The sequence below is a fragment of the Wolbachia endosymbiont (group A) of Icerya purchasi genome (assembly GCF_947251635.1).
Classification (GTDB): Bacteria; Pseudomonadota; Alphaproteobacteria; order Rickettsiales; family Anaplasmataceae; genus Wolbachia; species Wolbachia pipientis.
The window spans coordinates 450,501-472,952 of the sequence record NZ_OX366357.1 but is presented as its reverse complement, the minus strand read 5'-3'; the positions used below and the strand labels follow the sequence as shown (position 1 = coordinate 472,952).

Genomic DNA, 22,452 nt, shown 5'->3' with positions numbered 1-22,452 from the left:
CTAACCTTTCAATTGTTTTATATACTTATCACTAGATTTATTTCTCCTTCGAGTTTTCTTTCCTTTTGTTGCAACACCCCAAGGAGTAACAGGATGACGACCACCAGAGGTTTTTCCTTCCCCGCCTCCATGAGGATGGTCAACCGGATTCATTGCAACTCCACGTACAGTAGGTCTAATCCCAAGCCACCTACTTCTCCCAGCTTTACCCAACTTTCTATTCTTATGGTCAGGGTTAGATACTACACCAATAGTAGCCTTGCAAGAAGATAAAATCAACCTAATTTGACCAGACCTGAGTCGTAATAAAACATATTGGCCATCACGACCAACGATTTGTGCATAACAACCAGCAGCTCTAGCAATCGCAGCACCATTACCTGGCTTCAGCTCAACATTATGAACGAAAGAACCAACAGGTATATGCTTGAGTAGCAAACAATTCCCTGGCAAAATATCAGCATCATTCCCAGCTGTAACAACATCACCTGGCTTCATACCTTGAGGAGCTAATATATAAGACTTAATATCATCTTCCTTATATGATATTAACGCCAAAAACCCACTTCTATTTGGGTCATACTCTATTTTTTCAACTATACCCTGACCACTTCTATTACGCTTAAAATCTATAACTCTATACTTCTTTTTGTGACCACCACCCCTATGACGAGTTGTAATTCTACCATAATTATTTCTTCCACCACTGGACTTTTTACCGGATGTAAGAGACTTTTCTGGCTCATCTTTTGATAAACCAACTTTACTTACTAACACAGTCCCACGAGAAGACGGAGTAACAGGATTAAAAAATTTCATACCCATATTAAACGCTCATTATATCTAATTTTTGACCATCTATCAAAGAAAAATAAACTTTCTTTTTCTGTTTTTCACAACCAATCACACCCCTGAAACGCCTATATTTAGGCTTAATTCTAATAACATTTATAGAAGAAATTTTAACATCAAATAGAAACTCTATTGCCAACTTTATTTGACGCTTATTTACATTTACAAAAACATACAAAGAATATTTATTAAACTTCTCCCTCAAAAAAGAGGCCTTTTCTGTAATTATAGGAGATTTTATTATATTATTATATTTGATCATAACAATCTACCTTCAAGATGCTTTAAAGTATCCTTTGTCAACATCACGCACTCGTGATTCAATATATCAAAGACATTTAACCCAATAGGTTTGATTAAGTCTACATAATGCAAGTTTCTAACAGCACGCAACAAATCATCTCCATAATCACCAACTATCAAAAAGGAAGAAAATTTAAAATTTTTAATACATTTACACATTTCAGACGTTTTCTTCACATCAATATTTAAATTATCCAGAATAATCACTTGATTATTTAAATACTTTAGAGATAAAGCAATTTTTAAACCAAATTTGCGTACTTTCTTATTAAGAGAATAAGTATGACTCCTCACAACAGGGCCGAAAATAATCCCACCACCTCTAAATTGAGGAGATCGCAAGCTCCCTTGTCTTGCCCTACCGGTACGTTTTTGACCATAAGGTTTAGCTGTTGTACCAGAGACATCACTGATACCTTTTGTTTTATGAGTACCAGCTCTTCTCTTCGCTAATTGCCATCTCACTATATCATGCAAAATACTCAATTTTTGCTTAGCAGAAAATATCAAAGGATTGAGCTGAGCAGTACCCACATTATTATTAGATAGATTAACTAAATTACATTCCATAACTAACTTACCAAATTACTAGCATCATCATTTACATCTAACAGTAAACCTACCGGAAAAGGAACATCTTTATGTAAAGATTTTTTAACTGCATCTCTTACAAAAACATAGGAATTTTTAAACCCAGGAACATTATTACCCTTCACAGCAATTATACTATTTTCATGATCAATGGATAATATCTTCATATTTTGTGCAGTTATTCTGCTGTTACCTAAATGACCAGCCATTTTCTTTCCTTTGAATACTCTACCAGGATCCTGACATTGACCAGTGGAACCTTGTGATCTGTGAGCAATAGAAACACCATGAGATGCCCTAAGCCCACTGAAGTTATGCCGCTTCATCACACCAGCAAATCCTTTACCGATAGAATAACCCGTAATATCAAGATATTGACCAACCACAAAATGATTGATTCCCACTTTTTTACCACATTCTATTCCCGACAGATCATTTAATCTACTTTCGTATAACTTACATTTATTATTTATACCCTTTTTCTTTAAATATTCCAACTGAGGTTTTGCTATATTTTTAAAATCTCCTGTGCCTAAAATGACTGAATTATAGCCACATTTATCTTGTCCTTTTATATCAACAATATAAGTTTCGCTGAGATGCAATAAAGTTACAGCCATGCGACTATTGTCAGAGTATATAGCAGTATGACCAATATTCGTCATTAATAAACCAATTCTCCTCAGTGAATTTATTCTCTTCATTTCCTTCTCCTAAACCTTAACTTCCTTGACTTTTAAATCCACTTCTACGCCAGCAGAAAAAGATAAACCTGTAAGCATCTGCATCATAGTAGGAGTAAGATCATGTAAAACAATCAAACGTCTAGAAGTTCTCATTTCAAACTGTTCACGAGATTTTTTATCAACGTGAGGAGATCTATTAACAATAAATTTAGAATCTTTTCTTGGCAACGCAATCGGACCAGATAATTTTGCACTGGACCGCTTTAATTCATCAACAAACTTTCGAACACACTCCTCCAATAAAGAACAATCGAAAGCCTTAATGTTAATATATATATCTTGCTTCATCTTAGTTACTACACTCACTCCAAAATTTCAGAAACAACACCAGAACCAACAGTTCTACCGCCTTCTCTTATCGCAAAACGCAATCCCTTATCCATTGCTATCGGTACTTGCAATTCTACTTCTACACTCACATTATCTCCTGGCATTACCATCTCCTTCCCATCTAGCAATTTTATGCTCCCAGTTACATCCGTTGTCCTTAAATAAAACTGTGGCTGGTAATTCGCAAAAAATGGTGTATGCCTTCCTCCTTCCTCTTTCTTTAATATATAAACCTCCGCCTTAAACTTTCTATGCGGCGTTATCGTCCCCGGTTTTGCCAATACTTGCCCTCTCTCTACTTCTTCTCTTTTTGTTCCTCTTAACAATATTCCTACATTGAGTCCTGCACTCCCCTTATCCAGCAATTTCTTAAACATTTCTACACCTGTGCATATCGTCTTTTGCGTTCCCTTCAGACCTATTATCTCTATCTCTTCTCCCGTCTTTATCTCTCCCTTCTCTATCCTTCCTGTTACCACCGTTCCTCGCCCCGATATCGAAAACACATCTTCAATTGGCAATAAAAATGGTAAATCCACAGGCCTTGGTGGAACCGCCACATATTCATCTAACTTTTCCATCAATTTATCTATTGATTTCTTTCCATATTCGCTGCTGTCATCCTCCAGCGCCTTGAGTGCTGAACCAACTACCACAGGCACTTCATCCCCTGGAAATCCGTATTTATTCAGCAATTCCCTCACTTCCATTTCTACTAAATCTATCATATCAGCATCAGCAACATCAGCTTTATTTATATACACCACGATATATCCAACACCCACCTGCTTCGCCAGCAATATATGCTCTCTCGTTTGTGGCATTGGCCCATCAACCCCTGACACTACCAATATCGCCGCATCCATCTGTGCTGCACCTACTATCATGTTCTTTACATAGTCAGCGTGTCCAGGACAATCAACGTGTGCATAATGCCTTTTCTCTGTCTGATACTCAACATGCGCTGTTGCTATCGTTATCCCCCTCTTCCTTTCTTCTGGCGCTTTATCTATCTGATCGTACGCTACAAAATTTCCATAATGCTTTGTTATCGCCGCTGTTAACGTTGTCTTCCCATGATCCACATGTCCTATTGTTCCCACATTTACATGCGGCTTTCCAAATGCTTCCACTATTGCTGTCATAATTTAAACTTTTCTACCTAAAATACAAATACATCAATAAATAATATGTTGATTTTATAAAAATACAACAAAAAAAAGAGCGGATAGTGGGAATCGAACCCACGTCACTAGCTTGGAAGGCTAGAGCTCTACCATTGAGCTATACCCGCACAATGGAGGAGGTAGGATTCGAACCTACGTACGCTCACGCGGACAGATTTACAGTCTGTTACCTTTAACCACTCGGTCACTCCTCCGCAAAAATTTGTTAAGAGAATACTATTTTAGCATCTTAACTTAAGCTCTTATTGTATTTAATACTAAACGCCTAAAATTAAAAAATCAAGCAATAAAACCTACCCTAATTAAAATCATGCAGATTTCATTTTATACAACACAATATTGTCAATAAAACGTCTAAACAAATAATGCGAATCATGCGTACCTGGCGCTTCTTCTGGATGATATTGCACAGAAAAGACTGAGTAATCCTTCATCATTATTCCCTCTACACTATTATCAGATAGAGAAATGTGAGTAATTTCAACATTACTTGGAAGAGAAGCTGAATCAACAACAAAACCATGATTTTGGCTAGTGATCTCAACTTTTCCACTACTTACATCATAAACTGGATGGTTACTCCCTCGGTGACCTATATCCATCTCGATGGTCTTTGCCCCCAAAGTAATCGCAAGTAATTGATGGCCCATGCATATGCCAAAAATTGGTATTTTAGATTTTATAATAATGTCTATTTCTGAAACTACACTTTCTCCTATTTCTTGCGGATCACCAGGACCATTTGAAAGCACTATCCCATCTGGATTCATACTCAACACTTTTTGAGCAAAACCTGTGCTTGGTCTGATTAATTCAACTGTACAACCAAGTTCTATTAAGCGTGAAACTATACTGATTTTCACGCCAAAATCAACGATTACAACCCTATATTTTGCATTAAGGTCACTTTTAAAATTACTATGCAAGCTGACTTTATTGGTTATTTCTATCCCATTTACAGATTTGTATTCCTTCAATTCGTCCAACGCATGCGCCTTACTCGATGAGCATATCATTCCATTTTGAGATCCATGTTCTCTCAAATGTCTCGTTAAAGCTCTAGTATCAACTCCTGATATCCCAATCACGTTATTTTTCTCTAACCAATCATTTAAACTGATATATGAAGAAGGGTGGGACATAGAAGAAAGTTCACGCATAACCACACCACTTGCAAAAATTTTCTTTCCTTCATTATCCTTATGGTTTATTCCAACGTTACCAATATGAGGAAAAGTGAACGTTATAATTTGATCGGCAAAAGAAGGATCAGTTATAGTATGCTGATAACCGGTCATACCAGTGGTAAAACAGACCTCACCTATGCACTGACCTTTTTTACCTATTGATTTTCCCCAAAAGCATTTACCATCTTGTAAAATTAAAACTGCGTCCTGCACTTCATTATCTATTTAACTGATTCAAAACAGTATACAAGAATTTCAAATAATACGTAACTCTTTCTAAAATTCCAAATTTAACCACGAAGCAGCAAAAAATAACATGAAAAACTTTTAATACAATCTTTTATATAAAATATATAGTTGACTACCTTCATATTTCGTATTAGATATAGGTAAATCATAAGTAAAGTGGAGGGTAATAATGAACACTGGTACAAATCAATCAAAAAAAAATAAATGAGAAGTGGTTAGCTGGAGGAATTGGCACGCTATTATTTGTAATGATGCTACCGTCGATTCTTCTTTTAGCAAAAATAGCTATAGGGCTAATTATGGTTTCAGTTGCAGCAATAGCGATAAAAGTTGCCTTAAAAACAATATCGAATGCTTTAGAGGATAAACAGGCAGATCAAAGCCAAGCGACGCAACAAACAACACAAAGTAAAATTATAAACCTGGCTATTGGATTAACATCTATATTCGTAGGAGGATTATCACTATTCATTATAGCACAAACTGGCTTAATTGCAGCATGTGCAGCTATAACTGCTTTAGCTCTACACGAATATGTTAAAAATCAAGAAATAGGAAAAGAGATAAATGATAAATTCGATAAGGTAGCTGACGATACAATCAATTTTATTGTTAGCAGTGTTGAAAAACTTATTCCAACAAAGCCGCCAGGCATAACAGCCTAAACTGTCTCCGTTCAGGGCATAAGTGTTACAAGTAGCATCATACAAGGCGATTAACGGCATCCTCCTGATAATAGAATAATTGTATCTGTTCAGGGGCATCGCAAATATTGAAGCAAAAGTGGTCAGTGCTTACTATACGAATATTGTGATTTGAATCCACTAGGGAGGATGTCATCCCAGTGCCCAGACACTGGTTTCCATCCAAGGCGGTGTCATTCCAGTGCTTGACACTGGAATCCAGTTTTCTTTATAAATTCACCAAAAGTGCTTCATTCTATAACGCAAAACCCATACTCACCACACCCAATGCATTGCTTGCAATTAAGTTTCCTGGATCCCAGTGTCTGGGCACTGGGATGACAGGGGAAGGAGGCTACTGAAATGACACCTTTGTGTTTGAGGCAAAACCTGCTATAACATTTCTTCGCAAACAAAAGCTCGTACAATTATGTATCAGCTACTTTCATGACACCATTTGTTGTAAACTCACATTTTCTCTATGATTATCTTTTTAGATTACTTTGTCTACCCTATTTTCCGCTCCCCTGAACGGATACAATCCCTTCTTCTACAGTTGTTCCCCCATCAAGAGAAGAGCCAGGTACGATAATACTCTCGTGCGATTGCGTACTCTTCTTTTCCTCGCATGGTGTTTGCTTAATGAAATGTGCTGCTAAAACTTCATGTAAAGCTTTACCTTTTATAAGCACAGCCTCGTTTTACTTAGCTAACTCTAAAATTTTCTTTGGTTCAACATTTTCACCATTAATAGTTGACTTTTGAATACTAACTTGACCAAAATTTATATTTAGAACAACAGTACAGTTAAGGTCTTTTTCAGATTCATCTTTTGCACCCCAACTAATTTCGATGTCACATATTGCAAATTCTGTAAAGGAGTAGTTCCTCTGTTGTTTCTCATTTTTCTCAATTTTTACTATTTTTTTACCATTGCTGTGTATGTTTACGATTTTTATTTCACTTTTCTCTTCTTCCATTCTTTTAATTTTTCTACTGAAAAAACTGCTGGTTTTTAAAGCCTGCCCAAGTTTAATAACGTTGATATTAAGATTTCTATGTATATTACGAACTTGTCCTTGATACGGTGCTGGAGGTCCATTAAATAGAGCAACTAGATCACTATTTAAAAATTCCTTATTTAAAAATTCTTTTGCATCATGCTCTCCTACGCTAATTCCATCCAAATAACTATTCATTCCTCTTACGAATTGCTCTTTAGCTTGAACACTACATTCCTTATCTATTATATCAATTATCTTTTTTAGCCGTTCTTTGTCTCGTAGCATAGCAGTAAAAAGGAAAATATTTTTATTTTCTCTATAATATTTTGCTATTTCATAAAACAGATTTGCCTTTTTATCTTTATTTATAACATCTAATATTATTTGTACTTCAGGATCACCATCAAATCCATGCTTATCTTGAGGAACTCCTTGTACAATTAATTTTTCTTGCGAAATATTCTGTGATGAACCTAACATTATACCCCCTTTAATTTTTAGATAAAAATAATATATTTTAGTATTGGTATATTGTCAAGCTAAAATTTAGGTGTATTGAAAAATAATTAACCTAACTTATAACTTGCAGCTTTATCAGCTTGTTAGGCAGAATTATTAAAGAACTAGTTGAACAGGTATTATGATTCAATTTAACTCCATCCACAAGTCCTCCGCTTGTTACTCCAGTTGCAATGAACACTGATTCACCTCTTGCCATATCTTTTACGGTGTAGATTTTTTCTGGATCGTGAATGTTCAAATCTTTTGCTCTTTCTTTTAACTGATCTGTGTCAAATATCAATCTTCCCTCCATCTGTCCGCCGATAGAGCTTAGCGCTGCAGCCGCAAGCACTCCCTCTGGTGCTCCTCCTATACCGATATACATATCATAATTGCCATTTACTAGTGAAACTATGGCCGCAACATCACCATCATCTATTAGTTTAATTTTTGCTCCTAATTTCCTGATTTTCTCTATTAATTCACCATGCCTTTCACGTTTAAGTACAGTTACCACGAGATCATTCACTTTGCATTTTTTTGCCTTGGCTAAATTGTCTAGATTCTTTTCAATGCTATTTTTTAGTGAGACTACACCCTCTGGAAGATTTTTTCCTACTGCTATCTTTTCCATATAAACATCAGGTGCGTGTAAAAAGTTACCTTTTTTTGTTGCAGCAAGAACAGACATTGCCCCCTGTTTGTAGTGAGCGCAGATTGTAGTGCCTTCAAGTGGGTCAACAGCAATGTCGATTTCAGGACCATTTCCAGTGCCAACCTTCTCGCCAATATATAGCATCGGCGCTTCATCTCTCTCACCTTCACCAATTACGATAGCACCATTTATTTCCATAGAATTTAACACTGTTCGCATTGCATCAACTGCAACCTGATCAGCCCTTTTTTCATCACCTAAACCCGCCAATTTATACGCAGCAAGTGCTCCAGCTTCGGTCACTTTAACTAATTTATAGGCTAAATCTTCCATCATTTGCTTTAAGAACTATAAATAAAGCATTGAATATATATCATGCTGCTTGAAACTGCAATATGTCTTGACTGGTTTTGATGGAATTGGTATAATAGGTTATATTTATAGTAGTGGGATTGCAGTTATGCCGTATAGTAATGATGATATTGAAAACCTGGTCTTGCACATAGCTGGAATGTTGCAATATACAGAGGACATTGATCTGGAAGACTTGCTAAAAGGTTCAAGATGGAAAGAAGTTAATTTCCAAGATAAATGTGAAGGAGGCAATTCGTTAGGAGACTTACTTCTAAAGCATGCAACCGAAAATAACAACCCACGCGTTAAGAATCTTTTTCTTAGAAATGGGTTCAAGCTTCCTCAACAAGAACAAATAGCTGCAGCGATAAATGAGGAAGAAGAGGCACCTAATGTAGAAGAAAATAAAGCAGACAGCAATGAAGTAGATTCTAGTAACTTCATAAACCCTGGTATGACTGCTGAAGTACTTTACGGGCAACTAATACAAGGAAAAGAAACAAATCCGGCAATTTTGACTCGTTTGCAAATGCTGTAAGAGAGCCCAATATTACCGGCGATCGTAGCGTATTTCTAGATGTTGTAAAATTGTTTACAGATTTAGATGCTGTAATCCATCTTACAGATACTGCTTCCAGGACTATATTGGATATAGCTGCAATACAAAACAAGCTGACGTTGTAAGAATACTCTTAGATAGTGGCAAATTTAATGAAGAAGAAAAATTTAACGCTCTGCGTCTTGTTATTACTCAGGATAATGCCCAAGAAGCTGAGCTATTTTAGGTTACGTGAGTCCTGCAAACAGGAAAGAGGCTTTAGAAGTGGCCATACAGGTAGGTAAAACTGAAATTGTTAATGCGTTCTTGAATAGTGGTAAGCTTAATGAAGAAAATAGAGCAGAACCCAGCAGTAGTAATGGAAACATTGGTAGTAGACCTGTAGCAACAGGGATTGACCAAACTGCCACACCAAATAATGATAATAAAGCTAACGGCTTCGTAGATGCTCAATTTTCTATGCCAAATGAACAAGAAACTAAATATAAAGAGAGCAAAAAGGATTTTTACACCTCATTGACAAAAGATGTTGTTGGAGTTGTTATTACAGGATTATTCATTACTGCTGCTGTGATGGTTCCATTTGTAGCTGGTGCAGTAGTTTGCAGTGTCATAGCTGCTTTGGTTGCAATATACACCGGGTTGCATGTAAAAAATTCTACATTACCAAGTTATAGGGAGATGAGAGAGAATGAAGTTGAACGTGTAACAGGATGTCATCCCAGTGCCCAGACACTGGGATCCAGAAGGTCATAATAAAAACTAGATTCCAGCGTCACGCGCTGGAATGACACCCTCTGGTGGGCTCAAACCATATGAGTAGCCAACACTGCCACTATACTTACCTAGCAAATTTAGATCTAACACTAAACTGTGCTGCCACTAACTTTGCAATCGCTACTCTATAGGGTGAGCATGAAACATAATCCACCCCTGATTCGATGAGAAACTCTATAGATCTTGGATCTGCACCATGTTCTCCACATATACCCAGTTTTATTTCTTTTCGGGTTTTTTTGCCTCTTTCAATAGCTATCTTGATTAACTCCCCTACCCCTTCGATGTCCAGCACTTCAAATGGGTCGTTTTCAAATATGTTGCTTTCCTTATAAGAATCGAGGAAATTAACTGAATCATCTCTTGAAAGTCCCATAGTCGTTTGCGTTAAATCATTAGTGCCAAAACTAAAAAACTCTGCGTGTTTTGCTAACTTATCAGCAATCAGTGCCGCTCGTGGCAGTTCTATCATTGTTCCAATTGAGTACGCCTTGTCTGATGTCATTCCAGTGCATGACGCTGGAATCTGCTTCTTGATCCTAGCTGAGATGACAGAAGATTCTTTCTTCACTAACTCGCATATCAAAACAAACTCTTTCTCATTCATGATAAAGGGAACCATGATTTCAGGCTTAACTTCTACCTTTTTCTCTTCCTTTAGCTCATTTGCAGCACTAAGTATTGCCCTAATCTGCATGCTATATATTTCAGGATGAGAAATGGCAAGTCTACAACCTCGATGGCCAAGCATTGGGTTCTTTTCTGATAACTGTGCTATTTTATTTTTTACTGATTCAACTGACTTACTAAGCGATTTGGCGATTTTTTCTATAGTAGACTGATTATTGGGTAAAAATTCATGCAAAGGTGGATCAAGCAAACGTATAGTGACTTCCCTGCCCTCCATAATAGAAAATATTTCTTTGAAATCAGACTTTTGCATTTCTTCCAGTTTAATGAGCGCATTTGCCCTTTCATTTTCATCGTCAGCTATTATCAACTTTTGAATGAATTCGATTCTATCACTAGCGAAAAACATATGTTCTGTGCGACATAAGCCTATACCTTCTGCACCGAATTCTTTTGCAATTTTTGCATCTTTTGGAGTATCAGCGTTCGCTCTCACTTTGATCGTTTTAATTTCATCTATCCAGTTGATTATCGTTTTGAATTCTTGCGATAATTCAGGTGAAATTGTAGGGAGAATGCCAAGCATAACCTCCCCTGTTCCTCCGTTGATGGTAATTGGTTCACCTTTATTTACTTTTGTATCCCCTACAGAAAAGAAAGTTCCATCTTTATCGATATAAAGTCCACTTACACTGCAAATGCATGGCTTACCCATTCCACGGGTTACAACAGCAGCATGCGAGGTCATCCCTCCCCGTGCTGTTACTATGCCACTTGCAGCATTCATTCCATTAATATCTTCAGGACTCGTTTCTGACCTTACTAAAATCACTTTTTTGCCCTGCTCTGTAGCTTTTTCAGCATCACTTGCACTAAACACTACATATCCAGAAGCAACCCCTGGAGAAGCCGGCAGCCCCTTCCCTATTACTTTTTGATCGCTCTTAACGTCAAGAACTGGATGCAATAAATTGTCAAAAGTTTTTGGATCAATTCTCAATATTCCTTCTTCTTTTGTAATCGTTCCTTCGTTTACCATATCAACTATTATGCGAATAGCAGCTTCAGCCGTACGCTTGCCAGACCTAGTTTGCAAAATCCATAACTTACCGTCCTGCACAGTAAATTCGATATCCTGCATGTCTTTATAATGCCTTTCAAGTTTTTCACATACTGCGCATAATTCCAGGTAAACACTTGGCAGCAACTTCTCCATGGTGTTTTTTTGCTCTCCGTCAACTGGCAAAGGAGTATAAACACCAGAAACCACATCCTCACCCTGAGCATTAACCAAAAACTCACCAAAAAGCTTTTTTTCTCCAGTTGAAGGATTTCGTGTAAATATCACACCAGTTGCAGAATTATCATTTAAATTACCAAAAACCATTGCTTGCACGTTGACTGCTGTTCCAAGGTTTTCAGGAATATTATGTATTCTTCTATAGGAAACAGCCCTATCATTTTTCCAAGAGGCAAATACCGCATTAACTGAGTTTAACAATTGCTCTTCAACGTTCTGCGGGAAATGTTTCTCAGTTTTTTCATATACTATCTTTTTAAAATCGTTAACAATTCTCTTTAAAACATCAACATCAAGATCAGCTAAGCTTTTTGCTCCACTCTTTTGCTGCTTATCATCAACAACATCTTGAAATAGGTGATGGTCAAGCTGTAGTACAACATTGGAGTACATCATGATGAAACGGCAGTAGCTATCGCAAGCAAAACGTTCGCCACTTTTTTTTGCAAGCCCAACAACGGTTTCATCATTTAGGCCAACATTTAAAATAGTATCAAGCATGCCCGGCATTGAACTAACACTACCAGAGCGTATTGAAACTAATAAGGGGTTATTTAAATCCCCAAATTTACAACCGATGTCATTTTCGAGCATCGCCATGTAGTTTTTGATTTCACTACATATGTCATTCCAGTGCGTGACCACATTTTTTTCTGGATCCGAGTAGTCAGCTACTTGGATGACAGAAGATCTATTGTCTTGATAATAGACTTTGCAAGCAGAGGTGGAAATTGTGAAACCAGGTGGAACAGGAATGCCAACATTGCACATTTCTGCTAAATTTGCCCCCTTCCCTCCCAGCAGATTTTTCATTTCTGCATTGCCTTCGCACTTGTTCTGGCTGAAGTAATGTATTAATTTTTCTCCCATCATTTTCTCCTGATTTTCACTGATAAACACATTGTACATATAGTTCCAATAAACCTGTGAGAACTTGAAACCTTAGGATAATAAATTTTACAAAATTTGGCAACAACGTTCCTTACAACAACATCAGTAAAGTTAACAAAAAAGACGACAAATTATTGAATTATTATTAATAAGAATATATAATATAAAGATATATTTAAAAATTTTTTTATGGCTCTTTCTAAATTTCTCGACCCCAAGAATGATGTTGCGTTCCGGCGTATTTTTGGTACTGAAAAAATAAAGACATCCTCATTCACTTTCTCAATGATATTTTGGGGTTCACTGGCAAAGATGAAATAAAAGAAATAGAATTCCTCAGCACTATTCAAGATGCTGAAATTGCCTCTAAAAAACAAAGTATCGTTGATGTTCTTTGCAGGGATGAAAATGGGGTGCAAGTAATAGTCGAAATGCAAGTTGCCAAAACTAAAGGCTTTGAAAAACGCGCTCAATATTACGCTGCTAAAGCTTATTCAAGGCAAGATGATAAAGGTGATCAATATCAGGATCTTAAAGAAATCATTTTTATAGCTATTGCTGATTGTATTCTCTTTCCTAATAAATCTGAGTACAAATCAAAGCATAATATTCGAGATGAAGACACTAATGAGCATGATCTAAAAGATTTCTATTTTACATTTATTGAGTTACCAAAATTTCCTAAAACTAAAGAAGACCAATTGGAGAGTATAGTTGAAAAATGGATCTATTATTTTAAATATGCAGATGAAACTAGCGAAGAAGAATTGGAAAAGATAATAGGTAGTGATGTAATAATTAAAAAGGCATATGAAGAACTAAATAGATTCAACTGGTCAGAGAAAGAATTTATTGCCTACGAACAGGAAATAAAACGTATTCGTGATGAACGGGCTGTTCTTGAACAAAAACTTGATGATGCTAAAAAGGAAGGAAAAATTGAAGTTGCAAAAACAATGCTGGCTAATAATGTTGATGTCACCACTATTGTTAAGTTTACTGGCCTCTCCATGAGTGAGATTGAAAAATTAAGTGGAAATCTGTGAACGGTCAATGGCGTCAACTTAAGAGCATACATTAGCAGACTCTCCTAAAGACATGATGGCGTTTGGGCTTATCTACTTTATTGCGGCTATACAATCTTCCCGGTCGGATCTTAACTTTGGCGCGTATACTTGCTCTATCAAAAAGGGCTTGAAAATCTTTTGGCGAACAATTTCCAACAAGCACTTGATAAAGTTTCTGTCTCATCACACCAAATAAAACTGAAAAATTTAAACGGTACTCGGCAATTTGATCTGGGTTCCAAGGCTCTTGTGCATCACACATATGAAGCGATAATATATTGCACATGACCAAGTTTGCCCAAAATTCTTGTAATACATCCTCTCTAGAAAAATTCTCTAACTCTGCTCCTACTTTGAGTCGTTTCCTCTATGTGCCACCTTAATACATAAGCTTTGCTCCAAAGTCTCGGTCAAAAACTCTGTTTCTCAGTTGGCTAATGTCAGCACTATAACTCTTACTTTCTGTCCTTTCATTTTATTTTTTAGCTTTTCATTTTCTAATATAAAATCAAAATCTGATTCGCCAGCGTTCCCATAGCTTACTATAATTTCTTTTTTGCAAGCGAAAAATAAAATCTACTTCCAAATCATAATGCTGCTGAATGAATTTTACTGAAGACGATCATAGATAAATAATTTGATTTAATAAACGCATTTGAGTGATAACTTCGGGTAATTGCTCTGCCGCCAACGTTTGTTCACCTATATTCCAAGCTGCAAGACGAGCACTACAAATCAGCGAAGTACACAAATCAACAAACAAATTGCCAATGGTGCCTGTTGTTCCATTTGGTTCAAACTCGGATACAATTTCCCCAGAGCTGGGTAATCTCATACCAGAACCATCTGCTGCAATAAGTCTATAGCCTCTCCAACTCAGGTTCATCCTGATAGGCTGTTTGGATGCTTAAATTCTTGAAAGCCTGTATGGCAAATCTTATACCTTGCTTTAGAAAAAGCTTGCTTTGAGGGTACATGTCAATGGCTCCATAAGTTCACATTCTATTCCCAAACTTTTTTTAACTAACTTTAAAATCATAGAAAATACTGTCGAAAAAGCTTGTTCGTGTAAAACTCAACACAATGGATTTTCTGAAAAGTTTTCGAGTATATTGCATTTTTAATTTGTAGAATAAGGTTTTTTCCTTTTTGCATGTTTCACCTAAAAAAGACACATTTTAAACTTTTTTGTTGCAATAAAATAGAAACAAAAGTGCTGTCCCTTGCACTCTTTGGATAATTTAATGATAAAAAATTTAGAGAGAAATTTTATACACTATCGCTGATATTTTTCCTTAAGTTGACACCATTGTGTGAACGGTTACGGTTTCCCGTCTTCACCATGCTGTATAGAAAAAAGTCTGGATTCCAATTTGCATGACAATATGGAGTATCTGCTTCTTTCATCCCAGTGGGATCTTTTATTCCATTTTATCAACAGTTTGTTTTGCAGTATCAAACAATTTTAATCCTATAATCCCGAATGTAACTAAAATAAAGCATATTACTTCGAATAAATTAACTGGTTCATCAAATAGGTAAACTCCAAGTATCGAAGCTCCTATAGCGCCCACTCCAGTCCAAATTGCATAGCATACTCCGATAGGTATAGAACGTGTAGCGAGCGAAAGTAAATATGTACTAAGAGCCATGGAGAGTATGCTAATTATTGATGGTACGAGATGAGTAAATCCATAACTATGCTTAAGTGTTATGACCCAGAACACTTCAATTAGTGACGATAAGAGTAAATATATCCAATTCATGCATAAATTTTTAGGTTTAAATAGAGAGCTTTAGCCCTATGCTTCCTATTACAATTAAAACGATACATAAAACTTGAGATAAATTAATATTCTCTGTGAAAGTGGTTGCACCAATTATAGTTATTCCAATTGTGCATATTCCAGAGGAAACTGCATAGCATACCCTAATAGGTAGAAAGCATGCTGCAAGAGATAAAAAATAAATGCTAATGATCATAATTACCAATGTTGCAATCGAAGGCACAACTTTAGTAAAACTATTACTAAACTTTAGCGTTACAGCCCACAGTATCTCTAGGATACTAGACAGCAACAAATATAACCAGCACATTTTCGTAACACTTCAATCTTGTATTGTAACAGAAATTGTTAGTTAAAACTACACTAAAGTGCAATAGATCTCTCTTTCGGAATTGCTTTAATATCAAACTTAAAACAACATCCTAAAAAACTTTTCTACGAAATTCAATTCCTGCACGTCATTTGCTGCATAAAGTGGTGTAGTTTGTTGCTCAATACCTGGTATTTCTACAAAAACTTTGCCCACTTCTTGACCTTTTTTAATGGGTGCAGGTATCATATCTTTATATTCAATACGCACCTTAATTTGGTCATGCAATTTGCGGTTGTAAGTTATGGTAACATCGTTTGCAACTGTAATAGGCACTTTTCTATCTTTTCCATAGAGAACATTTACTTCCTCAACTACGCTGTCTTTAACGAATATTTTCTTAGTGTTAAAATGATTTAAGGAGTATTGTATCAATCTTTTTGCTTCTTCTATTCGCTCTTTCTCAGTGTTTAAACCATTTACGACAGCAAAAATTCTCCTATCATTTCGTTTTGCAGATGCTACAATGCCGTAACCACCAGCATTTGTATAACCGGTTTTTAAGCCATCAACCCCAATATCGTGAAAAAGTAGAAGATTTTTATTCTTTTGTACAATTTCATTATATGTCAAATATTGTTCGGAAAATAAATCATAATATTCAGGAAAATCGGTGAAAATCCTTTTTGCCAGCATTACCAAGTCTTTTGCGCTCATGAAATGATCTTCGTCTGGCCACCCGCTTGAGTTGACAAAATGACTGTCATTCAGATTCAAATTTTGTGCAACTTCATTCATTTCAGCCACAAAATTCTCTTCTGATCCTGCAATGCCCTCGGCTAGTGTTATGCAGGCATCATTGCCTGAGACTATTGTAATTCCTTCAAGTAATTCCCTCACCGTAACGGATTGACCTTCTTTCAAAAACATAGAAGAGCCTCTCCTTTCCCATGCTTTTCTACTTACTCGAAATTTATCCTCCATGTGTATTATTCCAGCTTTTAGATAATCGAAGGCTATATATAAAGTCATTAGCTTGCTCATTGAAGATGGGGCCATTTTTTCATCAGAATTATGGTCAAAAATGAATGAGTCTGAAGCTAAATCTAAGACTACTGCTTGCTTTGCTTTGGTTCTAAACTGGTATGAGTATGAAGAAAAAGGAAGTATAAAAACTAATAGCAAAATTACCAATCTGCTTAACATATTTATAATTTTAAATTTACAGTGTACTAATTAATAGTATAATTTTACAGGGGCATTTCAATAGATCTCTTACATAAAAATTCCTTGACACCCTTCGTCAGCCCCCTTATCATGAAACTGAAGCTATTTATTTATCTTCGCAATCTGTGCAGGTTAATGACAAAAAACTTAGGGTATTTGGCGTCTCATGTTTAATTTTTCGCACTACGTGCATCGCATGTCTTTAAAAATTTCTGGGTTTTTACCTATATAAGCCGAAACGCGCTTACAAAGCGTTTAAGACAGCAAAAAACGTCAAATTGACAAGGGAGAATTTGAATGCTAGCTACTACGGGGTTTCTTTGCCTTTTTTCCTGCTTAGTAAATTTCTTAAATACTTGCGGTGTAGGTTAGTTGCAAGTTAAAAGCAGCTAAATCGCTCTTAATCAAGCGTTTTAGAATAAAAAAACGCCGATATTTTAGCACATAGTAAATAGCCAACCACCACGGGGCTTCTTTTGCCTTTCTTTTCGTTTGGTAAATTTCTTAATATTTATAGCTAACATGAACAAACATTTGAGAATAACTTCCGCTAGTAACGCGAATTCTGGATTAAAGGAGAATAGAAAAGGCAGAAAACAGGGTAAACTCAGCAGTTATAAAAAAATAGATGAGGTTACCCATGGAAGATATAACAAAACTGTTTTGTTTGGTCGATGATTTTTGCAGAGATATAGAGAAAAATTTTGCAGGCAAACTACTGCCAAATGGTAAAAAACCCACAAGAACAACGGAAATTGAGCACTCTGAAATCATGACAATAATCCTGCTATATCAACAATCTCCGTGTAAAAATTTCAAAACTTTCTATCTACATTACCTAACGTTGCTCTACAAATCAGAGTTTCCAAAGTTGCCTTCATATACCAGGTTTGTTGCTCTAAAGCCTAGGGTTTTGTGGCATTTAGCAATGTTGTTGCATTGGCTTTGTGGACAGTCAGAAAACACTGGAATTTCATATATAGACACAACTCCCATTGCAGTTTGTCATGCAAAAAGAATATCCAAAAACAAAGTTTTTGCTGGAATTGCAAAATTAAGCAAGAGTACTTACGGCTGGTTTTTTGGTTTCAAATTACATATGGTAATCAATGAAAATGGTGAAATTCATGCACTTACGCTAACAAAAGGCAATGTTGATGATAGGATACCTGTGCCAAATTTGACGGAAAAATTAACCGGCCTTTTGTTTGGTGACAAAGGTTATATTGCAAAAGAGCTTTTTCAGAAGCTGTTTGACCGAGGTTTGAAACTTGTTACCAAGGTGAAAAAAGGTATGAAAAATACATTAATTTCGCTAAATGAGAAGATTTTACTGAGAAAAAGGTCTATCATTGAGACTGTTTTTGGTTACCTAAAAAATAGACTAGAAATTGAACACACTCGCCATAGATCCCCTGTTGATTTCTTGGTTCATATCTTTTCTACTCTCATCTCCTATTCCATCAAATCCAAAAAGCCTTCTATTTCCTATACTTCCTTCCTTAATCCAGAATTCGCGTTATTTGCTGTCTTCAAAAATAAACATTCGTAAAGTTGTGCTTTTAATATGGGTTATCAGTTTAAAAATGTTGCTAATCAGCATATATGAATGTAATATTAATTAACATTCATAAACGAAGCAATACCATGGAAAATAGTTATAATGCCGATGCAATAAAAATCTTAAGGGGTCTTGATGCTGTAAGGAAACGTCCAGGTATGTACATTGGTGACACTGACGATGGATCTGGCTTGCACCACATGGTATATGAGGTTGTTGATAACGCAATAGATGAATCTTTAGCTGGATATTGTGATCAAATTGAAGTTAGCATAAATAAAGATGGTTCAGTATCTGTAACTGATAATGGTCGTGGCATTCCAACTGACATTCATGAAGAAGAAGGAATATCAGCAGCAGAGGTAATAATGACTCAACTCCATGCTGGTGGTAAATTTGACAGCAATACCTATAAAATTTCTGGGGGATTACATGGTGTTGGAATCTCAGTTGTGAATGCATTATCAAGCTGGTTGGAATTAATTATTTGGCGCAATAAGAAAGAACACTTTATGCGTTTTGAAGATGGTGAGTCTATTGAACCTTTAAAGGTAGTCAACGAAAATACAAACAAAAGAGGAACTAAAGTCACGTTCATGCCATCAACAGAGACTTTTAATGGCATTAATTTCAGTTACTCAACGCTTGAAAGTCGTATAAGAGAATTAGCATTTTTAAATTCAAATATCGACATTACTTTACGTGATCTGCGCAATGAACCATATATAGAATCTCATTTCAATCAGAGCAATCAATCTAAAGACAATTTTGGTACAGCAAATTTTGTGCAGTATTTAGATAAGAATAAGACACATGTAACTAAAATTGCCAGTATGAAAGGAGATGCAGAAGATCTTGGCATCAGCTTGGAAATATCGATGGAATGGAATGATTCCTACTATGAGAATATGTTGTGTTTCACTAATAATATACGGCAACGAGATGGTGGTACGCATTTGGCAGGTTTTAGATCTGCACTAACTAGATGTATCAATAACTATGCAACTAATGAAGGGTTTTTAAAGAAAGCAAAAGTAAATTTAACTGGAGAGGACGTTAGAGAAGGTTTAACTTGTATTTTATCTCTCAAGATGCCTGACCCTAAGTTTTCTTCACAAACAAAAGATAAACTAGTTAGTTCTGAAGCACGTGCAGTTGTAGAAAGTATAGTTTCTGATAAATTGAGCACAATCCTTGAAACTGATCCCAAATTGGCGGCAAGCATAGTAGAAAGAGCAATTAGGTCAGCAAAAGGAAGAGAAGCCGCAAGAAAAGCACGAGAGCTAGTTAAAAGCAAAAACAATATTGATATTGCAACTCTGCCAGGAAAGCTTGCTGATTGTCAGGAAAAAGCTCCTGAGTTATCGGAATTATTTATAGTAGAGGGTAATTCAGCAGGTGGTACTGCAAAGCAGGGGCGTAATCGTAAAACACAAGCAGTGCTTGCCTTAAGAGGAAAAATTCTAAACGTAGAACGTGTAAGTTTAGATCGTATTTTTTCATCTGCAGAAATAGGTTCTTTAATTACTGCAATTGGTGCTGGAATAGGGAGTGAACACTTCGATATTGAAAAAGCTAGATATCATAAAATTATCATCATGACAGATGCAGATGTTGATGGTTCACATATAAGAACTTTGATTCTGACTTTCTTTTTTAGACACATGCGTGAAGTTATTGAAAAAGGCTACTTATATATAGCACAGCCACCCCTCTATAAAGTTACAAAGAATGCTAAAGACACTTATATTAAAGATGACGAAACTTTTGAAGAGTATATAATAAACTCAGCAGTTAAAAGATTAACACTAAGTAGTACAGCTACAGAATTTAACGATTTGCGCCTTATTTTGAATAAATGCGTTAGCATTTCTAATATTAGCAAAAATTATGATAGAGAGATACCACAAAATCTCTTAGAGTCATTGCTAATTTTAAGCAAAAAGAATGCTCTATCATCGGCTGATGAGATATCAAAGTATTTGAAGTTAATGTACAGCGAACATACTTGGGAAGTGGAAATAAAAGATGAAGAAAAAGAAATTCACATCTCTAAATTGTTTCAAGGATTGGCAGACAAATATATATTTGCACTTAGTATGCTTGAAGGCAAAGATATGCAAAACATATTAAGTTTGCTTGATGGTATAAGTAATTTATTTAATGGTGGTTCATTTTTAAAATCACAAGAAACTGAAATAAGAATCACTTCTCCAAGTACGCTTGCAAAAATAATAATGGACTATGGTAAAAAAGGTTTAACTCTGCAGAGATTTAAAGGTCTTGGTGAAATGAATGCTGATCAGCTATGGGATACTACGTTAAATCCTGAGGCTAGAACTTTATTAAAGGTTGAAATAAAAGATTGTGAAGAAGCTGATTCCATATTTTCAATACTAATGGGTGATATAGTTGAACCACGCCGTGATTTTATTAATAGCAATGCACTCAACGTGCATGATGTTGATATTTGAACTTTTAGCAAAATGTACGAACGTTACGGGTTTAAGCAAAGACTGTGTCATTCAAGTAGCTGACACTGGTTCCTTTATAACGGTGTCATTCCAGTGCTTGACACTGGAATCCAGTTATTTGGATTTTGACTCTCATATAAAGACCAAGAGACTAGGCAGTATTTCTAAAGCTTATACAAAGCATAAAATGGGTTTACTGTTGCATAGTGCCTAGCAAAGACGGATTACCTTTAGGTCTATCTTCCCAACAATGTTGGGCGCGTTCTATTAGGGAAGAAGAAACGGCACAAGAAAAAGCAAACAGAAAATACCGTACCTCCATAGAAGAAAAAGAAAGTTATAAGTGGATAACAGCTCTCAAAGAAACTATAAACAACCTTCCTCCAAATGTACAACTTTTGGTGATAGGGAAGCAGACATCTTCAAATTTTTATGGGTGGCTGAGACGTTAGGTAGTTTTTATGCAATCCGCAATCGAGCTAATAGAAGATTTATCTGTACTGAAGTCGGAAAAACAGATTTGCAAACACGCATCATTCAACTGCCAGTAAAAAAGAAAATTTCTCTAGAAGTTACTAAAGGTGGAAACCAGAGATCAAGAAAAGCTAATATTGAAGTTAAGTATATGAAAGCCTATCAGATCTTCTTCCATTTATGGGTCAAAAGATACAATACATAAAATATGTCCCTGTATATGTGGTAAGTGCAAAAGCTCCTGATGGATTGGAAGCTGTCGACTGGACTCTACTAACTAATGTACCATACTTTAGATGCCATAGAAAAGATAAATTGGTATAAGCTAAGATGGAAAATTGAAGAGTATTTTAGGATTTTAAAATCAGGATGTAAGATAGAAAGCTCTCGCTTAGCTACAAAAGAAAGATTACAGAAGTTAATTGCTATAAAAAGTATAATCGCGTTTAAAATTTTATATTTGACAAAAGTGGCTTTATCAAATCCCATGGAAATTTGTACTAAAATTTTAAGCAACGAAGAGTGGAAGGTCCTTTACATGCGTGAGTATCGGGTAGCAACATTACCGGAAGAACCTCAAAACATAAAACAAGCTATTATTTGGTTAGGAAAATTGGGTGGATTTATGAATAGAAAAAGTGATAATTTACCAGGGTCTATGACTCTATGGCGGGGCTATGAAAACCTTAATGAGAGCATAGTTATGCTTCACATAATGACCTCTCAAAATTGTGGGTAAAAGTGAGGATTTAG

21 protein-coding genes, 2 tRNA genes and 3 pseudogenes are annotated in these 22,452 nt (G+C 35.9%); 10 read left to right on the top strand and 16 right to left on the bottom strand.

Features of this window, described 5'->3' with window-relative positions; genetic code table 11:
* The 9 genes from rplB to carA form a co-directional block, all read right to left on the bottom strand.
* Positions 1 to 825 carry a 50S ribosomal protein L2 gene (gene rplB / locus OPR17_RS02490; protein ID WP_064124643.1) on the bottom strand — a complete coding sequence of 275 codons (825 nt, stop codon included), beginning with the start codon at positions 823 to 825 and terminating at the stop codon, positions 1 to 3.
* Between the two features lies 1 nt (position 826).
* Positions 827 to 1,114: a 50S ribosomal protein L23 gene (locus OPR17_RS02485; protein ID WP_265021970.1), complete on the bottom strand. Its 288-nt coding sequence runs from the start codon at positions 1,112 to 1,114 to the stop codon at positions 827 to 829.
* Positions 1,111 to 1,725, bottom strand: a complete 615-nt coding sequence (gene rplD / locus OPR17_RS02480) for a 50S ribosomal protein L4 (protein ID WP_064124641.1) — start codon at positions 1,723 to 1,725, stop codon at positions 1,111 to 1,113. Before rplD ends, OPR17_RS02485 begins: the two co-directional genes overlap by 4 nt.
* 2 nt (positions 1,726 to 1,727) lie before the next feature.
* Positions 1,728 to 2,450: a 50S ribosomal protein L3 gene (gene rplC / locus OPR17_RS02475; protein ID WP_265021969.1), complete on the bottom strand. Its 723-nt coding sequence runs from the start codon at positions 2,448 to 2,450 to the stop codon at positions 1,728 to 1,730.
* Between the two features lie 9 nt (positions 2,451 to 2,459).
* Positions 2,460 to 2,780: a 30S ribosomal protein S10 gene (gene rpsJ / locus OPR17_RS02470; protein ID WP_012673184.1), complete on the bottom strand. Its 321-nt coding sequence runs from the start codon at positions 2,778 to 2,780 to the stop codon at positions 2,460 to 2,462.
* A 14-nt stretch (positions 2,781 to 2,794) separates the two neighbouring features.
* Complete coding sequence (gene tuf, locus OPR17_RS02465) at positions 2,795 to 3,967, bottom strand: elongation factor Tu (protein ID WP_265021207.1); 1,173 nt, start codon at positions 3,965 to 3,967, stop codon at positions 2,795 to 2,797.
* Between the two features lie 78 nt (positions 3,968 to 4,045).
* Positions 4,046 to 4,116: transfer RNA gene (locus OPR17_RS02460), tRNA-Gly, on the bottom strand.
* Positions 4,117 to 4,120: 4 nt separating this feature from the next.
* A tRNA-Tyr gene (locus OPR17_RS02455) sits at positions 4,121 to 4,203 on the bottom strand.
* Between the two features lie 114 nt (positions 4,204 to 4,317).
* Entirely contained in the window at positions 4,318 to 5,409 is a 1,092-nt protein-coding gene (carA, locus tag OPR17_RS02450; protein ID WP_265021968.1) for a glutamine-hydrolyzing carbamoyl-phosphate synthase small subunit, read from the bottom strand.
* A gap of 205 nt (positions 5,410 to 5,614) precedes the next feature.
* Here carA and OPR17_RS02445 point away from each other — a divergent pair.
* Together OPR17_RS02445 and OPR17_RS07545 are read left to right on the top strand one after the other, a co-directional pair.
* Positions 5,615 to 6,110: pseudogene (locus OPR17_RS02445) on the top strand (hypothetical protein).
* A 179-nt stretch (positions 6,111 to 6,289) separates the two neighbouring features.
* Positions 6,290 to 6,490, top strand: a complete 201-nt coding sequence (locus OPR17_RS07545; protein WP_265021966.1) for a hypothetical protein — start codon at positions 6,290 to 6,292, stop codon at positions 6,488 to 6,490.
* 339 nt (positions 6,491 to 6,829) lie between these two features.
* On the opposite strand, the gene OPR17_RS02435 is transcribed toward OPR17_RS07545, so the two are convergent.
* Positions 6,830 to 7,612, bottom strand: coding sequence for a hypothetical protein (locus tag OPR17_RS02435; RefSeq protein WP_265021965.1), 783 nt, complete (start codon positions 7,610 to 7,612; stop codon positions 6,830 to 6,832).
* A gap of 91 nt (positions 7,613 to 7,703) precedes the next feature.
* Complete coding sequence (gene glpX, locus OPR17_RS02430; RefSeq protein WP_265021964.1) at positions 7,704 to 8,621, bottom strand: class II fructose-bisphosphatase; 918 nt, start codon at positions 8,619 to 8,621, stop codon at positions 7,704 to 7,706.
* 67 nt (positions 8,622 to 8,688) lie between these two features.
* Here glpX and OPR17_RS02425 point away from each other — a divergent pair, with 67 nt between their 5' ends.
* Together OPR17_RS02425 and OPR17_RS02420 are read left to right on the top strand one after the other, a co-directional pair.
* Positions 8,689 to 9,180, top strand: coding sequence for a hypothetical protein (locus OPR17_RS02425; RefSeq protein ID WP_265021963.1), 492 nt, complete (start codon positions 8,689 to 8,691; stop codon positions 9,178 to 9,180).
* A gap of 252 nt (positions 9,181 to 9,432) precedes the next feature.
* Entirely contained in the window at positions 9,433 to 9,957 is a 525-nt protein-coding gene (locus tag OPR17_RS02420) for a hypothetical protein (protein ID WP_265021962.1), read from the top strand.
* Between the two features lie 85 nt (positions 9,958 to 10,042).
* Here the strand turns inward: OPR17_RS02420 and ppdK are convergent, their stop codons facing one another.
* Positions 10,043 to 12,778 carry a pyruvate, phosphate dikinase gene (gene ppdK / locus OPR17_RS02415; protein ID WP_265022147.1) on the bottom strand — a complete coding sequence of 912 codons (2,736 nt, stop codon included), beginning with the start codon at positions 12,776 to 12,778 and terminating at the stop codon, positions 10,043 to 10,045.
* 210 nt (positions 12,779 to 12,988) lie between these two features.
* Between ppdK and OPR17_RS02410 the strand changes: the two are divergent.
* Positions 12,989 to 13,845, top strand: a pseudogene (locus OPR17_RS02410) (Rpn family recombination-promoting nuclease/putative transposase).
* Positions 13,846 to 13,876: 31 nt separating this feature from the next.
* On the opposite strand, the pseudogene OPR17_RS02405 reads toward OPR17_RS02410, so the two are convergent.
* From OPR17_RS02405 to OPR17_RS02390, 4 genes and pseudogenes are all read right to left on the bottom strand, one after another.
* A pseudogene (locus OPR17_RS02405) lies at positions 13,877 to 15,021 on the bottom strand (transposase).
* A 266-nt stretch (positions 15,022 to 15,287) separates the two neighbouring features.
* Entirely contained in the window at positions 15,288 to 15,632 is a 345-nt protein-coding gene (locus OPR17_RS02400; RefSeq protein ID WP_006279756.1) for a DMT family transporter, read from the bottom strand.
* 16 nt (positions 15,633 to 15,648) lie between these two features.
* Entirely contained in the window at positions 15,649 to 15,948 is a 300-nt protein-coding gene (locus OPR17_RS02395; RefSeq protein ID WP_244662759.1) for a DMT family transporter, read from the bottom strand.
* Between the two features lie 114 nt (positions 15,949 to 16,062).
* Positions 16,063 to 17,169, bottom strand: coding sequence for a D-alanyl-D-alanine carboxypeptidase family protein (locus OPR17_RS02390; RefSeq protein ID WP_265021961.1), 1,107 nt, complete (start codon positions 17,167 to 17,169; stop codon positions 16,063 to 16,065).
* A 543-nt stretch (positions 17,170 to 17,712) separates the two neighbouring features.
* Between OPR17_RS02390 and OPR17_RS02385 the strand changes: the two genes are divergently transcribed.
* From OPR17_RS02385 to OPR17_RS02365, 5 genes are all read left to right on the top strand, one after another.
* The gene (locus tag OPR17_RS02385) at positions 17,713 to 17,868 is read left to right on the top strand and encodes a hypothetical protein (RefSeq protein ID WP_265021960.1); all 156 of its coding nucleotides are present in this window, start codon (positions 17,713 to 17,715) and stop codon (positions 17,866 to 17,868) included.
* Positions 17,831 to 18,742, top strand: coding sequence for an IS982 family transposase (locus OPR17_RS02380; protein WP_265021959.1), 912 nt, complete (start codon positions 17,831 to 17,833; stop codon positions 18,740 to 18,742). Before OPR17_RS02385 ends, OPR17_RS02380 begins: the two co-directional genes overlap by 38 nt.
* Positions 18,743 to 18,837: 95 nt before the next feature.
* On the top strand, positions 18,838 to 21,225 hold the full coding sequence (gyrB, locus tag OPR17_RS02375; protein WP_265022146.1) for a DNA topoisomerase (ATP-hydrolyzing) subunit B: 2,388 nt from the start codon (positions 18,838 to 18,840) through the stop codon (positions 21,223 to 21,225).
* A gap of 343 nt (positions 21,226 to 21,568) precedes the next feature.
* Positions 21,569 to 21,904 carry a hypothetical protein gene (locus OPR17_RS02370; protein ID WP_265021958.1) on the top strand — a complete coding sequence of 112 codons (336 nt, stop codon included), beginning with the start codon at positions 21,569 to 21,571 and terminating at the stop codon, positions 21,902 to 21,904.
* A 75-nt stretch (positions 21,905 to 21,979) separates the two neighbouring features.
* Positions 21,980 to 22,438, top strand: a complete 459-nt coding sequence (locus OPR17_RS02365) for a transposase (protein ID WP_265021957.1) — start codon at positions 21,980 to 21,982, stop codon at positions 22,436 to 22,438.
* Positions 22,439 to 22,452 lie beyond the last annotated feature (14 nt).

What these genes read in the sequence shown, in the direction of transcription:
- rplB (WP_064124643.1), bottom strand. Translation starts at nt 825, where the DNA reads ATGGGTATGAAATTTTTTAATCCTGTTACTCCGTCTTCTCGTGGGACT.
- OPR17_RS02485 (WP_265021970.1), bottom strand. Translation starts at nt 1,114, where the DNA reads ATGATCAAATATAATAATATAATAAAATCTCCTATAATTACAGAAAAG.
- rplD (WP_064124641.1), bottom strand. Translation starts at nt 1,725, where the DNA reads ATGGAATGTAATTTAGTTAATCTATCTAATAATAATGTGGGTACTGCT.
- rplC (WP_265021969.1), bottom strand. Translation starts at nt 2,450, where the DNA reads ATGAAGAGAATAAATTCACTGAGGAGAATTGGTTTATTAATGACGAAT.
- rpsJ (WP_012673184.1), bottom strand. Translation starts at nt 2,780, where the DNA reads ATGAAGCAAGATATATATATTAACATTAAGGCTTTCGATTGTTCTTTA.
- tuf (WP_265021207.1), bottom strand. Translation starts at nt 3,967, where the DNA reads ATGACAGCAATAGTGGAAGCATTTGGAAAGCCGCATGTAAATGTGGGA.
- OPR17_RS02435 (WP_265021965.1), bottom strand. Translation starts at nt 7,612, where the DNA reads ATGTTAGGTTCATCACAGAATATTTCGCAAGAAAAATTAATTGTACAA.
- glpX (WP_265021964.1), bottom strand. Translation starts at nt 8,621, where the DNA reads ATGGAAGATTTAGCCTATAAATTAGTTAAAGTGACCGAAGCTGGAGCA.
- ppdK (WP_265022147.1), bottom strand. Translation starts at nt 12,778, where the DNA reads ATGGGAGAAAAATTAATACATTACTTCAGCCAGAACAAGTGCGAAGGC.
- OPR17_RS02400 (WP_006279756.1), bottom strand. Translation starts at nt 15,632, where the DNA reads ATGAATTGGATATATTTACTCTTATCGTCACTAATTGAAGTGTTCTGG.
- OPR17_RS02390 (WP_265021961.1), bottom strand. Translation starts at nt 17,169, where the DNA reads ATGTTAAGCAGATTGGTAATTTTGCTATTAGTTTTTATACTTCCTTTT.
- OPR17_RS02385 (WP_265021960.1), top strand. Translation starts at nt 17,713, where the DNA reads ATGAACAAACATTTGAGAATAACTTCCGCTAGTAACGCGAATTCTGGA.
- OPR17_RS02380 (WP_265021959.1), top strand. Translation starts at nt 17,831, where the DNA reads ATGGAAGATATAACAAAACTGTTTTGTTTGGTCGATGATTTTTGCAGA.
- gyrB (WP_265022146.1), top strand. Translation starts at nt 18,838, where the DNA reads ATGGAAAATAGTTATAATGCCGATGCAATAAAAATCTTAAGGGGTCTT.
- OPR17_RS02365 (WP_265021957.1), top strand. Translation starts at nt 21,980, where the DNA reads ATGTACCATACTTTAGATGCCATAGAAAAGATAAATTGGTATAAGCTA.